17 protein-coding genes and 1 tRNA gene are annotated in these 14906 nt (G+C 35.0%); 4 read left to right on the forward strand and 14 right to left on the reverse strand.

The window, feature by feature from the left end:
* The 5 genes from HYY69_07535 to HYY69_07555 form a co-directional block, all read right to left on the reverse strand.
* Positions 1-587, reverse strand: a 587-nt coding sequence (locus HYY69_07535) for a hypothetical protein (protein MBI3033302.1), incomplete at its 3' end; no start/stop codon positions are given.
* Positions 588-633: 46 nt separating this feature from the next.
* A complete protein-coding gene (locus HYY69_07540; protein MBI3033303.1) occupies positions 634-1332 on the reverse strand; it encodes a hypothetical protein in 699 nt (232 codons plus the stop codon).
* A gap of 119 nt (positions 1333-1451) precedes the next feature.
* Positions 1452-2117 (reverse strand): hypothetical protein, encoded by a 666-nt coding sequence (locus HYY69_07545; protein ID MBI3033304.1) that lies wholly within the window; start codon positions 2115-2117, stop codon positions 1452-1454.
* Between the two features lie 5 nt (positions 2118-2122).
* Positions 2123-2578 (reverse strand): CBS domain-containing protein, encoded by a 456-nt coding sequence (locus tag HYY69_07550; GenBank protein MBI3033305.1) that lies wholly within the window; start codon positions 2576-2578, stop codon positions 2123-2125.
* A 79-nt stretch (positions 2579-2657) separates the two neighbouring features.
* Positions 2658-5150, reverse strand: coding sequence for a hypothetical protein (locus HYY69_07555; GenBank protein MBI3033306.1), 2493 nt, complete (start codon positions 5148-5150; stop codon positions 2658-2660).
* Positions 5151-5326: 176 nt separating this feature from the next.
* Here HYY69_07555 and HYY69_07560 point away from each other — a divergent pair, with 176 nt between their 5' ends.
* Positions 5327-6343 (forward strand): AsnC family transcriptional regulator, encoded by a 1017-nt coding sequence (locus HYY69_07560; GenBank protein ID MBI3033307.1) that lies wholly within the window; start codon positions 5327-5329, stop codon positions 6341-6343.
* A 32-nt stretch (positions 6344-6375) separates the two neighbouring features.
* Here the strand turns inward: HYY69_07560 and HYY69_07565 are convergent, their stop codons facing one another.
* The gene (locus tag HYY69_07565) at positions 6376-7353 is read right to left on the reverse strand and encodes a sodium:calcium antiporter (GenBank protein MBI3033308.1); all 978 of its coding nucleotides are present in this window, start codon (positions 7351-7353) and stop codon (positions 6376-6378) included.
* A 239-nt stretch (positions 7354-7592) separates the two neighbouring features.
* Positions 7593-7693, reverse strand: a tRNA-Leu gene (locus tag HYY69_07570).
* A 139-nt stretch (positions 7694-7832) separates the two neighbouring features.
* On the opposite strand from HYY69_07570, the gene HYY69_07575 reads away from it, so the two are divergent.
* A complete protein-coding gene (locus HYY69_07575) occupies positions 7833-8237 on the forward strand; it encodes a DoxX family protein (protein MBI3033309.1) in 405 nt (134 codons plus the stop codon).
* Between the two features lie 21 nt (positions 8238-8258).
* Here the strand turns inward: HYY69_07575 and HYY69_07580 are convergent, their stop codons facing one another.
* Positions 8259-8933 (reverse strand): DUF3419 family protein, encoded by a 675-nt coding sequence (locus HYY69_07580; protein ID MBI3033310.1) that lies wholly within the window; start codon positions 8931-8933, stop codon positions 8259-8261.
* A gap of 391 nt (positions 8934-9324) precedes the next feature.
* Between HYY69_07580 and HYY69_07585 the strand changes: the two genes are divergently transcribed.
* Positions 9325-9786, forward strand: a complete 462-nt coding sequence (locus HYY69_07585; protein ID MBI3033311.1) for an 8-oxo-dGTP diphosphatase — start codon at positions 9325-9327, stop codon at positions 9784-9786.
* Position 9787: 1 nt separating this feature from the next.
* On the opposite strand, the gene HYY69_07590 is transcribed toward HYY69_07585, so the two are convergent.
* A complete protein-coding gene (locus tag HYY69_07590) occupies positions 9788-10441 on the reverse strand; it encodes a class I SAM-dependent methyltransferase (protein ID MBI3033312.1) in 654 nt (217 codons plus the stop codon).
* A gap of 25 nt (positions 10442-10466) precedes the next feature.
* Positions 10467-10649: a hypothetical protein gene (locus HYY69_07595; protein ID MBI3033313.1), complete on the reverse strand. Its 183-nt coding sequence runs from the start codon at positions 10647-10649 to the stop codon at positions 10467-10469.
* Between the two features lie 31 nt (positions 10650-10680).
* Between HYY69_07595 and HYY69_07600 the strand changes: the two genes are divergently transcribed.
* Positions 10681-11301 (forward strand): 7-cyano-7-deazaguanine synthase, encoded by a 621-nt coding sequence (locus tag HYY69_07600; protein ID MBI3033314.1) that lies wholly within the window; start codon positions 10681-10683, stop codon positions 11299-11301.
* Here the strand turns inward: HYY69_07600 and HYY69_07605 are convergent.
* The 4 genes from HYY69_07605 to argH form a co-directional block, all read right to left on the reverse strand.
* Entirely contained in the window at positions 11290-11646 is a 357-nt protein-coding gene (locus HYY69_07605) for a hypothetical protein (GenBank protein MBI3033315.1), read from the reverse strand. The two genes, HYY69_07600 and HYY69_07605, sit on opposite strands and share 12 nt — an antisense overlap.
* A gap of 129 nt (positions 11647-11775) precedes the next feature.
* Positions 11776-12162 carry a dihydroneopterin aldolase gene (gene folB, locus HYY69_07610; protein ID MBI3033316.1) on the reverse strand — a complete coding sequence of 129 codons (387 nt, stop codon included), beginning with the start codon at positions 12160-12162 and terminating at the stop codon, positions 11776-11778.
* Positions 12163-12191: 29 nt separating this feature from the next.
* Entirely contained in the window at positions 12192-12686 is a 495-nt protein-coding gene (locus tag HYY69_07615) for a hypothetical protein (GenBank protein MBI3033317.1), read from the reverse strand.
* Positions 12687-13240: 554 nt separating this feature from the next.
* Complete coding sequence (gene argH, locus HYY69_07620; protein MBI3033318.1) at positions 13241-14581, reverse strand: argininosuccinate lyase; 1341 nt, start codon at positions 14579-14581, stop codon at positions 13241-13243.
* Positions 14582-14906: the final 325 nt, after the last annotated feature.

The following is a 14906-nucleotide window of genomic DNA, read 5'->3' on the forward strand; positions in this document are numbered from 1 at the left end:
GATTGTACTGCATGTCTTGATTCATGATATACGGTTGCAATAACATCTTCTTCTATCTCGTGTGCATTACCTTCGAAAATTCTCCGTCCCATAAAAATGGTGCTGGATTCTTTTCTTCCTCGGGTAAAATGTGGATGCGGTGTCATCGCAGCGTAAGATCCATCACCTAATTGTTGTTTTCTCTGCGTCATAATAAAGGTAATCACTTGTTGATCCACTCCTTGTTTAATTAAATCTTGGTAGGTTTGTTCAAGTAATTTGCTACCATCATGATCATAAACAATTCCTTCTAAATAGGGCAAAGAAATCCCTGCGGCTATCTGGTCAATATATATTTGCCGCAACGAAGAATCTCTACGCGCTTGTTCTAACGTAATCCTTGATTCAAGTCCTGAAGAAGAACCTGCATCTGACGTTACAGGCTGATGATTATATATCTGAACTGGTTGAGAATATCTTTGCGTAGATGAATGAGATAAAAAATATTTTGCTATACCGAAAGCCATTACTCCCGCAAGTACTCCTACTACTACTCTAACTGGCCATGCCCAAGAATGAGCTTGTTGTTTCTGTTCTTTCTTTGTCATGGCATTAAAAGAAATGCTAGTTTGTTTATATGAGTTTGTGAATTATTTACTTATTTTTTCTAGGTTTATGAATTATAAGACTAAAATAGGGTGAGGTATCTTCTGGTTTATTCTCACCCGACATTTCTGCAAGAGTATACCTTAGTTGAGCTCTTCTAACGGTTGTAACTATAGGGTTTGAAGATCCAAATTGATCTTCTAATCTTTGAACATCAACAGCATCTAAATATGGTTTTATTTTCAATGCTCCTGTAAATCTAATGCTAGCAAGAGGATGGATTCTAGCTGCTAAGTCAGCAACTTGATTGCTTGCATACATTGCAAGAACAGCTTCTCCGACATCTTTTTGAAGTTGTTCAATGCCTGCATCGTATAATTTTCTAGGAACTTCTCGACCATACATTTCACTATGGACTGTTCCTGGTCGTAAAGGTAAATCTCGTGGAAGAGCATTATTATCATAGTTTGGAATAGGATCAATTAGGAAATTTTCTCCTCTTTTTCTGGGTAGTATTATATTATACTTTTTTTCTTCTAACATTATATAAGGATCAATCGGAGTAAGAAATCTATCTATATCATCAGGATCAATTGGAGTAGGAAATCTATTCCCTTCGATAGGTCTTTCTTCTGGATGTGGAGGATCTGTAGGCTCACTGTTTTGAAAGAAAGGATCAGCAAGTTCACGTGCTAAATCATCTAAACCTTTTAATGGACCCTTGAATTTTTTATCTTCTTCTCCCATGTTCTTCACCAATACTATAATAATAATAATAAGGTAGATATATCAAGTTATTTATATATCTTATTATTACTATCTAGTGGTATTAACTATTTTCAATATCAAATTGAATGGCAGGTAAATTAAGTTCCTTGATATGCTTCTTGTGGATTATATCTTCTCTCAAATGCTTCTCTGACAGGTTTAAACACATATTTATCAGCGCCAACTTTAACTCGGTCATAACCGCGATGATATGCATCTGCCATTTTATCAAGCATTGATGCTTTGCCAGTAACTTCGCGCAGGAACTGATGTTTAGCATAGTCAACAGTTCTTCTTTGAATAATCCCTTCTAAGCTTGAATCAACTAATAAGTTTGCCGTTGGCACATACGATGCTGCTTTGGCTGCAGCTAATTTAGGAATTCCCATATAATCGCCTGTTCTTGCAGAATATCCGAGTAATCCAGGTAAATCTGAAATTGCCTTGCCTAATACTGAAATTAATTTTACCCCTAATCCGCCTATGGGATTGTAAAAGAAATAAGCATCTCCTGCTAACCCTAAATAATCAAATACTTTTTCTAAGAATTTTCCGCCACTTCGTTTTTGACGATAGCTGCCATATTTGTCTTGTGCTTCTGCAATCTTTTGTGCAAGAATATTACTATATTGTGGATTTTGTTCAAGATATTTTTTGACATCGGACTGGTTTGCCAAGTAGTCATAAACTCCTTGTTGGGTGTCCATATTTTTCCAGCCAAATAATCCACGTAATGGACCTCGCAATATTCCTTCTAAGCTCATAGTATTTACCTTGGCATTATATTCATCTTTTCAGCACATTCTTTTTCCATTTTTGCCATTGCTTTTAATACATTGCTAAACTCTAAAACACCGACTAAACAACCTTTATCATCAACAACTGGTAAAAATGATACATTTTTCTTTCCCATAAGTTCAACTGCTTCTGGCAAGCTTACGGTTACTGGTACGGATACAATAGTTTTTGTCATGATATCCGCAGCAGTTAGTTGAGCTGGAGTTTTTTCTTCAGCAACAACTCTGTTATTAATATCAACGGTTGAAATCACACCAGTTGGCTGTTTTTTGTCATTTAACACTAATAAATGCCGTGAATTGGTATCTCGCAGAATGCGAGATACTTTTACTACATTGTCTTTATGATTGCAAATAACGGTTTCACTAAGATGTTCGAATTGCAGTTTATGTTCTTGATTATTCATTTTTTTTGGTTGATTTTTCATACTAATATAACCTCCTATAATTTAGATTAAATTTTTTGGAATATTTAATACTTTTTATTATAAAAATATAAAAAAGTTTTTAAGCTTGTGGAGGAGGACCTGCTTGAGGTTCTACTCTATCCCTATATCTATCAGCAGACGATCCGTTATAGGGTGTTGGTTTTTGTCCTCTGCCAATAGATCTACCTATTAAAAGCCCTAATACAGCTCCAAGTCCAGCACCAGTCCATCTTCCTGCACTTACTATCCAACTAGTATCAGGATCAAAACCATATTTTGATCTTGCGTCATCCATAATTTTCTTATGGGTATCTTCTTCACTTGCTATTTGCGGTTGATACTGAATAAATTTCATTCTTCCTGCATCACTTAAATCTCTGGCTAACAAGCTTACCTCTTTATGCTCTTGAGCAGTTTTCAGCATGGAATCAAGTGCAGATTCTCTTTTCTTGGAATCTTCATCTGGATTCATGACATACTTATCATGGAGAGATTTGATAAAATTCTCATAATCCTCACGCATTTTGTAGACTTTTTCAATTTCTTTCTGGTAATCTCTTGTTAAAGTGTTAAGTTGTTCTGCTTTTTCTCTCAATGTTTTCCCAGCTTGTGCTTTAAGATCATCGTCAGTTCCTAACAAATGTCTTGCTAATATTCCTGAGAGATCATACTTTGTAATTATATCATCAAGACCTCCTTCTTTTTTTAAGAAGTCAAATAATTCTCCGTCTTGTTTCCACGCATCTCCTTTCTCTCCAATTTTTCCAATAAACACATTAAATCTGTCTAAAACTTCCTGTGCACCTAACTTAGCATTTTTCAAGGTAAACTTGGCTTCATTGAAAGATTCGTATGTTTGAACAATGTTATAATAAGTATTGATAATCTTAGTCTCTAATGGAGTTAAATGCCCTTGTGCTCTTCCTTTTTCATCAAGTTTTTTAACAACATCCTGAAAATCTTCAATCTTGTAGCCGCCAGGGGTAACTATTTTTGTCATACTTTTTAATATTTGATAAGCATCTTCTAATGGTTGGAACCAGTCTTTTATTCTCTTTCCTGCGTAATTTCCAGCAAACCAGCCAGCAGTTCCTCCGACTAAAGCTCCGATTCCTCTCCAAACAAACCCTCTACGGGTAACTGTTCCATGTGTTTGTTCAGGTTGTGGAGTTTGTCCTGGAGGTAGGACTGTTCCTTCTAATCCATTATTATCATGGTGAGGTCCTTCTTGACCTTCTTGAGGTTGTGGTCGTACAGCTTCACCAGCATTTTGACCAAGATCTAAAGGTTCCTCTTGATTAAGAGGTACGTTCTGACCTCCGTCTTCTTGTCCTCCACCAACATATGCTCTATCTGCTTCAGCTCTTGCTTGCTCTAATTCAGCAGTAAAATGAATTGTTGGTTTATGCCCTTGACGTAAGCTTTGTATTCTATTTTTTATTCCACCAATAATATATGGTCCTGAAGTAGCAACCGAAGTAACAACCGCAGCGGCTCCTGCAATTTCATAAGCAGTACCGATTCCAACATCAAGTCCTAAATATGATAATCCTAACGCTGCAAGAGCTGGAACAGCACACACTGCTGCAATAGTTCCTTGTTTCCAGCGTCTATAAGTATTATTATAAAGATTTTTTCCACATTGATGTCGTTCACTAAATGATCTATTATTTGGTTTAAAGTGTGAATATATTGATCCAACAACATCTCCCATACGGTAGATAGCATCCCAAAATCCTCTTTTACCATCTTCAGAAGGATCAGATGAATCACGAGTATGATAGAAATGACGTCCATCTTTAAAATGACGTCCATCTTTACTTAGATTACCACGGATATGGTCATAAATATTTTTTGCTGCGAAAGCAGTTGCAATCCATCCACTATACGCAAAAGATGCTCCTCCAACTATTCCAGCAGTTCCAGCTCTTACTCCACGATACAACGGTGATTGATCAATTGATCGTAAGGTAACTGTCGCATCATTTCGAACTGGTATCTGAGTTCCCGTTCTATCAACTGCGCTAACTACTTTATAGGTTACACTATTATTATCGTGGTCAGCTATTGGTAGCAACGTTAGAATATTCTTCCCATGGTCAAGATCAACTACATCTATTACATACTGCTTATTATTATCTTCGCCAATATATTTAGATTTCAGAAATTCGAATGCGTCATTGAATAACTTAGGATCAGCAAGATCTTCTAACGTAAAATGGCCATGAAGTCTTCCATGTATATTATTAATACCACGTAAACCAGATCCCCCCATACTTCTTGCATCGGTAGCATAACTGGCAGCTGCTCCAAATGGGTCTAAACCAATTTTTGCACCATCAAGAAGTCCACGTTCTAGTGTAGTATCACTAAAAGCATCAACAAGCCTTCCAAGCGCTTTCCCCCATAACCAGCTTCCACCTTGGTAAGTTCTCTTTAAAGCCCACTTTCCAGCATGAAGACTAGCTCTGCCTGCTGCACTTCCAGCCCTTCGGGCAATATCCTCTAATCTTCCCGGACGCCGACCTTGTTCGTTAGTCATATTATACAACACCCCAACATCGACTTTCATATAATATCTTATATATAAACCTTTTGTTTAATAATCACTTGCTAGTAGTTATTTTATTGTTTAAGGATTATACGATCCTTAAACAATGAGTAATTACTATCTATTTTTAATAGTTACTACTATTTTAGTTAAATAAACGGTAATATTTATATATAGCTTCACCTAACGGTGAAGCTATGGTATTTCAACGTTTTAATGAAGCAGAACTTAACCCTTTAAAGCTCGATACAAGGGATTTAAAAATACTCTCTATGTTGTCTTGTGATGCAAGAACCCCTTTGGCAGTTTTAGCCAAAGAAACATATGTTTCAAAAGTAGCAGTGCATAATAGGATTAAGGTACTGGAAGAAAAGGGTATAATTCAAGGGTATGCTGCTTCATTAGACCTGCGTATGTTGGGTTATTTTACCTATCATATTTTTATGGTTATTAATGAAACCAATGATACTAAAAAACAACATTTAATTGATTTTCTTATAAAGCATCCGAACACTAAAAATGTTGTTGAATACAGTGATCGTTGGGACTTGGAATGGGTGCTTATTGCAAAAGATGTCCAGGAATTTGATACTATTGTTATTGAGATTACCAATACTTTTGCAGATATTATTGTTGAAAAACATAAATTTGAAGTTATTTATGGTTATAAATCAGTTAATTATCCTATTCTCTCAGAATATGCAACTGAAAAAATGATGTTAATGAAACATCAGCAAAACGAGAAATCTTCATTAGATGAGCATGATCTTAAAATTATTACGACATTAGCTGAACATGCAGGTGCTTCAATATTAAAAATTGCTGAACTCACGCAATTAACACCAGATATTATCCGTTATCGGATGAAAAAGCTGGAACAAAGTTCACTGATACGGCAATATGCTTCTATAATTAACTTAACGCATCTTAATTTGCATTGGCATACGCTCTGTGTTGACTTAAAAACGTTTAATACAAAAAATGAAATTAAATTCAAAGAATATATCTCAACAAAACCACAAATAATTCGCGCGGTTAAAGTTTTAGGCGATTGGGACATTATGATGCATATTGTTGCAGCAACTATTCAAGAAGTGCATCAAATTACAAAAGATTTCGAACAAAACTTTAATGATATTTTAATTAATTACCAGTCATTTCTTGGCTTTAAAGAACATTATTATACTACATTCCCCAAAGTTCTTGGTACGTAATAAGTCTGGGGTTTTATTAAAAATAGTAATTTTTAATATTTAGATTTAAAATAAAATTCAAACAGAATAAAGAAAATATACATCAGTATCAATGTTATTGCTCCTCTTATTGATAGCCCTTTTTTACTTTTAATAAGCGCCATGAACAAAAATAAAATAAAAATCATAAAAATTGCACTCGTTACAAAGAGCAAAAAACCATTTGTTATCGGAGAAATTATTGCAGTTATACCTAAAACAAGTGTTGAATTGCAGACAACACTTCCCATAGCATCGCCGAGCGCTAAGTCTCCTTTTCTTGCTAAAACAGCTCTCATCTCAAAGATTAATTCTGGCAACGAAGTGCCGAGTGCAAGTAAAAATAATCCTATTAATATCGGTGGTAAAAATAAATCAATAGCTAGTTGTGTAGCGTATTCTACCACAAAATGTGAGCTGAGAAAAAGAATACCTAAACATACTACAAATAAGATAACAGTTATGACAATATTTTGGTTATTATTATTATTATTATTTCTGTTGTTTATGGATTTTTGATCCAATTTATTCTCTATCTGCCTTCTTTCTCTGAATAAATGCCCTACATAAAATAAAAAAATAATGATTAATATGGTTCCATCAATTCTTGATAATGTTTTATCAAAGAGCATAAGAAGAATAGGAATCATAGCTATTAAAAACATGAATAAGCTGTCCTTTTTAATAAAGGGATTTTTAGTGCGCACGCCTCTTCTTACTAATGCTGCAATCCCTATGATGATGCTGACATCAGCAATGTTTGATCCTATGACATTACCAAGTGACAATGCAGGATTTCCTTTAATTGCAGAGCTAATACCTATAAACAACTCAGGTATTGATGTTGAAAATGCCATAATAATAAATGCAACCACAAAGTCACTGAGTTTGAGAAAAGAAGCAATTTTAAGAATCAATTTAACTAAATAGCCTCCGCTGACTACTAACAGTAAAGAAAATACCAAAAACAATAATAGTGAGGTTAAGAGCATATACTCTTTTCTTAGCAAGATATTTCTATATAAAGTTTATCACATTATTGGCTTCATCCAAAAATAAGGTTAGCGCCCTCAGTCGAAACTCTTTACAGTACCGGTTTAAAGAGGTTAGAGGGACGGCTCCTTCGGAGCGTGACCGTTTATGCGATTGAAATATGCAAAGTTTCGAAGGCGCTAACCTGGCGGCAGCCATTTTTTGGATGAAGCCCACATTATTTTTTAAAGAAAAATAATGTGGGGGAAGGGATTCGAACCCTCGAACCCCTGCGGGACAGGATATCTTCTCGCATGGAGCTTAAGTCCTGCACATTTGACCAGGCTTTGTTACCCCCACGTTCGTGCTGGTAACAAAGCCTAGTGATTACCTTTATAAAGTTAACTTTTTCACCAGAGCCAATTTAGCATTAACTTTAAATATCCAAAGAGATACTGATTGATCTATACATAATTAAATCACTAAGGAGGGGACGGTTATGAAAGAATGTAAAGAATGGGCACCATTATTTCTGCGGTTAAGTTTAGGTGTATTATTTTTAGTTTTTGGAAGTATGAAATTATTTGGTGGGTTAGAAGGAACAACTGATATGTTTGGGAAATTAGGGATTCCAGCAGCAGGGTTTTTCGCGCTGGTTGTAGGAATAGTAGAATTTGTTGGTGGCATTGCATTGCTTGTTGGATTTTTTACGCGATATTTCTCAATGTTATTAGCAGTGATTATATTAGTAGCAATAGTTAAAGTGCATTTGCCAAATGGATTTAACTTTATGAATGGTGGATATGCTATGCATTTAGTTGTGTTAGGCGCATTGCTCAGCTTGATATGTTCAGGATCAGGTAAATCCAGTTTAGAACGAGCATTGTTTAAGCGAGAGTTTTAAGTTATTTTTTTTATTTTTAGGTTATGGTATTTTTCTATAAACAATTGGTGAAGTAAGATCTCCTCCAAATTCTTTTCTTGCTTTTGCAGTTAATTCTTCATCAACAACTAAATTTCTTGGCCAGTATCTTTCTTTATCAGCACCAGAACCATCTGTAAGAGGATCCTCCCATCCATAATAAATTAACCCCCCAACAGGAAGATTATTTGCCAAGTTTTCTAAATACCTGCATTCTGCTTCAAATCCATCTTTATCTCCTAATAAAATATTTGAAAGATAAATCTTAGTTAATCCTTGAATGGGCAATGCATCACTAATATCTCTTACCAATCTTAACTCTAACTGTGGTATTTTATCTCGAATTCGTTGTAGGCGCTCAACATTAGCAGAGCCATAATTTCTTTCTATCAAATCATAGTCAACAGAAAAATAAATAAATCCATACATATGGAGAGCATTAACTATATAATATTCATGAACAAATCTCTTAGGATCAAGTGCGACAAGATCATCTATTTTCTTTCGTGCAAACTTCAATTGCTCATTATTGTTATCAACTGCAATTACTCTCGAGGCAAACTCAAGCAGAGCTAATGCCTGATCACCAGAACCACAAATAGCAAGAACAATGTCATCAGCTTGAACATCTAAACCTTCTACAATTGCCTGCAAGTCTTCGTTAGTAACACGGAACATAGTTCACCAAATATCATTTATGTTAGAGAAATAGAGAATAGTATATAAAATAGTTTAAATATACTAATCTAATTCGGCACAATACAATTTGTAAGTGATATTGCGAAAAGTGCCACCATCTTTTTTGCGAGGCTCTTCTCATGTTTCATCGAGTGCTATCCGAGGTTCCAGAGAGGATAGCATCTTCCATAACAAACATCTACAGCCGAGCCGATGGTGGTTGCTGAGTGAAACGAACGCAACTAGGAAAATAGTGATTTTCCGTGGCTGCCGAAGGCATTTTCTAGTGATTTTCCGTGGCTGCCGAAGGCATTTTCGCAATATCACTCATTTTTTGGATTGTGCCTGCTGACAACAAAATTTATATAATGCATGATTATTATTTTCATGGATGAAACTGGGAACTCTTTGTTATATTCGAAAGAATGGAAAAACGTTGATGATGCATCGTGTCAAAAAGGAAAATGACATGCATAGAGATAAATGGAATGGTTTAGGTGGAAAATTAGAACAGGGAGAAACTCCAGAGGAATGTGTAATTCGTGAAGTCAAAGAGGAATGTGGTTTAACGCTGAAAAATCCTTCTATGAAAGGCGTTTTAACATTTCCAGCATTTGATGGAAACGATGAGTGGCGTGTTTTTGTTTTTGTCGCCAATGAATTTCAAGGTGAAATTATTGATTCAACAGAAGGCAACCTGCAATGGATAGATGATAGTGAACTATTGAACCTTAATCTATGGGATGGCGACAAAATATTTTTGAAGTGGTTAGATCAAGAACGATTTTTCTCTGCAAAATTTATTTATGAAATGGGTAAATTAATAAGTCATACTGTGGTTTTCCATAACTAAATTATCTCTTCTTCATATATACAACCCAAAACACCTTACTTTTCCCTCGATTGACTTTAAACATTTTTTCAATGTTAAAATAAGGTTCGAATAAAAGCAACAATTCTTTGTCTGAAAAGAATTTTGTGTAATGCCCATTATCAAGAACATATGTTTTATCATTGCCTTTGCTGTACCCTCGAATGCCAGTGCATTCACTGCTTAAAGCAACGAGACAAAAATACCCTTCATTACTTAGCAAGCGATAAATCTGATCACGAAATCTGTTCCAATATTGTTTGCGTAAATGATGCAAACATCCCATATCTAGAATTATTCTAAATGGCTGCGTTATTTTAAATTTAAGAATATCAGCTGTTTGCAAGATTGCCTGTACTTTTTGTTCTTTGCATAATTGCTCTGCTAATGCTATTGCAACAGGTGCATAATCAATACCTGTTACTTGATAACTTCTTTTTGAGAAAGCAAGAACATGCCGTCCTCCACCGCAGCCAATGTCTAAAACAGAGCCTTTTTTCACATTGATTTCTTTAAGAAAATCTATAAACTCATCTACTATCTTGTCAGGAACTTTAGTCCTATAAGAGCCGCCTTGGTTTTCCCATTTGCCTACGTTCTGCCAAATTTTATCAAAGAATTTTTGTTCGTGGTTCATATTAAGGGAAAACACTTGTTATTTATTAAAATTTAGCTAATAGTTTCTGTTTAATAATGGTTAAATCATCTTTAACTGCAGTAAATTCTCTATTCAGTTCTTCTTTAATATAACTAACATCGTTTTTCAACACAGCTACATCTTTCTCAACTTCAATTAAACTTATTCCATTTGGTGTTATTCCATCTATCCCCAAATAGACCACCATCCTTATAAATCCTATCCCTGTTCTTCCTATTATGACCAAAGCGCTCCTTTTATTATCTGGCGGGATTGACAGTCCGGTAGCTGGTTATTTAATGCAACAACAAGGAATAGAGGTTATTGCGTTACATTTCTCTTTAGAACCATTTACTGATAATGCCCCTGAAATAAAGTCAAATAAATTAGCAAAAACAATTGGCATCAAAAACTCTATCACCATTACTATTGGCAATGAAGAAGCTGTTATTCGAAAAATCTGTACTGACAGATTTTTCTATATAACTACCCGAAGATTAATGTTAAGAATTGCAGAGATTATTGCCAAAGAAGAAGGTTGTTCTTATCTAATTACTGGTGATTCCCTTGGGCAAGTTGGATCGCAAACTTTAGAGAATATGACCGTTATTTCACAAGCAGTAAAAATGGTTATTTTACGGCCGTTGTTGACTAATACGAAGAATGAAACCATTGCTATTGCGCGTAAAATAAATACTTATAATGATTCTATTGGGCCAGAAATGTGTTCTGTGCTTGGGCCAAAACATCCAGCTACAAAATCACGATTAGAAATTATTGAACCGGAAGAAACAAAGTTTAATATTCAAGAATTAATAGATTCTGCAATGAAGACAAAGAGAATAGAATTAACCAAGTAATTTATGTTTAATTAATGAAATATCATCCTTTATACCTGAAAGCTGTCCTTCTACATGAACTAAACGTTTATCCATTGATTGTACTTGGTCATAAAGTGGTTTATGAACATATTTCCATAAAAGTCCAACCCCTCCCCCGATGCCAATAACCCATTCATAACCAGCAGGAATCCCAATTGGTTCAAAAACAGGATCTTTTGTTGCAATAGATACGATTAAAAAAGCCATCGCTACTACGCCGAAAAATGCACCTGCATTATTGGCTTTATCTTCATCGTGAGTTAATTTCTTAACTATATAATGAGCTACTGGTGCAGATATAAGCACTATCCAAAATATTTTCATAAACATCATATACTTTTTAATGTATGAACTCCTTAATAAAACCATATGGTCAATTTTCAGAAACTTTTCTAGAAGAATCGAAGCAGTTTTGGTTTCACCGGAAGATTTACGCAAATTTATTTTTTATTTTTAAATCATTTCAGAAATTCCGGAAGATTTCTGCTCTCTTATAATATCAACAGTTACTGATTCAATCTGTTGTTTGACTAAATCAGCAGGTTTTTTTGTTGCAATTACTCTTACTTTTTGTATTCTGAATTTTTGGAGAAGGATATGTGCAATATCTTCAGCCAAGCCCTCTAATAAGCTAAACTCACCAGCAATAACTGCTTGTTGAATACATTCATATACTTGGGTGTAATCAACAGTATCATTGATATTATTTGTTGTACCTGCACGTTCTAAATCTAAATAGAGATCGACGGTAATACTGATTGGCTGTAAATTTTCTCGTTCTTGTTCTTCTAACCCAATATGACATTGAAAAACCATATTATTTAATCGTATGCTGTCCATAATTAGAAAGAAATCATCTAACGTTTAAATTACTTTTCCTTGTCTGTATAAATAAGTTCAACGACATTATCCTCTTGAGGAAGTTGATCCTGAGGTGGAACTATAATTACGTCGAGATCGCCTATCTTACCATGTTCTACCCTTTCGCCACGCAACAATGGTCCACGAGGTGTTTCTCTCTCAAATGAATATCTCTTGATTCTACCTAATAATGCGTACTGCTGTTGAACTCTATTTTGAAAATAGAACATATGGTTCATATCCTCAGCAGTTAATTCACTTGCATCTGTTTCATTACGGTGAAGCAAACAAGAATAAAATCTCCATGCTTCAAAACGCAATTCTCTTGGAAGCGCTGTGTCATAAATGGCATCTAATAATAACTCATGGTACTGCTGTAAGTAATGCTGTTTAAAACGATCTATCTCTTTCCAGCCATCAGCATGGCTGCATCTTACGCGCACCACTCTTCCTTCATAATATTTTCTACTATCACCTAACACTGCATCTAAAGTTACTGCCATTATGTGAAGATAATAAAAGAAGTATAAAAAGATATCTTATTTAATGTACGTATTAAGTCTGTGGTTTAGCGCCTACTTTTGTGAAGCTCTAAGATTTAGCGCATTGAGGATTTTTCGGAGTGCCAGAGAGAAAAATCCAATGTTTAATCACATTCAAAGCTGAACTGGCGCTAAACCTGAAAAAGACTTAATACGTACTTATTTATTTTGGCTTTTCTAATTCCAGAAGATTTTTTACCCAAGATTCCTGCCACTGATTTGCCCTTGATCACATGTTTAAGATAATAGAGAACTTTGCAAAATACTCGCAAAGCTCGGGTTACTGCCAGTTCGCATTGAGACCTTTGTTAAACAAAGCAATTTTCTCTCTGGAACTCCGAAAATTGCCCGATAAGTATTTCGAAAATGCTCACAAAATAGGCAGTAACCATAATTTTGCAAAGTTCTCAATACTTGGTAATAGCTTCATCATAAGAATGTGCATCTGCTTCTTCCTTTATTTTTTTAAGCAGTTCTAACGTATTTTCATGGACTTGAATTGTTGTTACCATAAACTATAGAAGTTTCTCAATACTCTTTTCAAATCTCTTTTTTTCTGTCTGTACTATTTTTATTTGTTCATCAAGCGCATGGCGTATTTTACGCAGTCCTAAATTGCCTGGGGCGCCTGTATGAGTCTTGCCCATAATATTCCGTTTAGGATCTGTTATTTTTATTTTCTGAATCATTGCTGCTGTTGTCTGATATGCTTCTCTGAATGGCACGCCGCTTTTAACTAAATCATTGGCATAATCAGTTGCAAAAACTTCTTTAGTTAATGATTTCACACACGCGTCAGCATCTATTTTAATTTCTTTTAAAAGGTGATTCATAATAAATATTGATTCTTTTGTAGTTATAAATGCGTCAATCAGTATCTTCTTAGAAAGTTGCAAGTCACGATTATATCCTGACGGTAATTTGCTCATTAAACTGATCATTTGAACAAGGTGCCCTTGCAGCAAAGATGCTTTTGCCCGCGTTAATTCAAGAACATCAGGATTTTTCTTTTGCGGCATAATGCTTGAGCCAGTGCAGAACTTTTCAGGCAGACTTACATAGCCAAATTCAGGCATGCTAAAGAGTAATAAATCATTGCTTAATTTCCCCAAGTCATGCATGACTTGGGAGAGGGCAAAAATAATATTAGCTTCTAATTTTGCTCTTCCATTTTGCACGTACATCACATTGTTTTGCACTTTGGCAAACCCTAAACTCTCTGCAACAAATTCTCTATTGATGGAAAAATTTACTCCATAGCCAGCAGCGCTTCCTAAAGGTGATTGATTGTTTAATACATAGGCAGCTTTAAACAAGATTAAATTATCTAACATACTTTCAAGCACTGCACCAAAGAACAATCCTATTGAAGAAGGCATTGCCTTTTGCATATGGGTGTAACCGACAACAGGAACTTCCTGGTATTGTTCAGTCAGAGCAAATAATGTTTCACACAATCCAAGAATTTCTTCTTCAATCTGCAAAAGCATATGTTTTGAGTATAATCTGATGTCAACAAGAACTTGGTCATTGCGCGAGCGGGCAGTATGGATCTTTTTACCTAACTGATCCAATTTTTTGGTTAATTGCTGTTCAATAGCAGTATGAACATCTTCCTGTTCGCGTGTTATCTCAACTTTTCCTTCGCTGCCAAGATGCGCTAAAGTAATCAATTCTCTATGGAGCTGATCAAACTCGTGGCTTGTTAAAATACCTATTTTCTTAAGCATTTTAGCATGTGCAATACTTCCTAGACAATCCCAAAATACTAATTCTTTGTCAAGAATATAATCATCACCAACAGTGAATTGTTCAACAGCTTGATCTAGGGTATACTCTTTCTGCCAAAGCTTCATACATTATCAACATTATTTGTGCTTATAAATATTACGCCTTTAAGGGCTCTGTAGAAAATGTAGTTTTTGGTGCCATGCTGGTGATTATCCTTCAAATTAATGAGTGAGAAAAAAGGAAATTACAATGGGAATTTTTTCCTTGTTATAAACAAGTGAGATAATCACGGCACCAAAACCGAGGCTATGCCGAGATTTTCTACAGAGCCAATCCCACCAATATATTTATAAATATTGTAATATTATTTTGTAACATGGCTTTATTTGAAATAATCCTCATTGTTATTGGTTTAAGTTTATTTGAGATAATTAGCAGTATTGATAACGC

The organism is Candidatus Woesearchaeota archaeon (genome assembly GCA_016192995.1).
Taxonomy (GTDB): Archaea; Nanobdellota; Nanobdellia; order Woesearchaeales; family DSVV01; genus JACPTB01.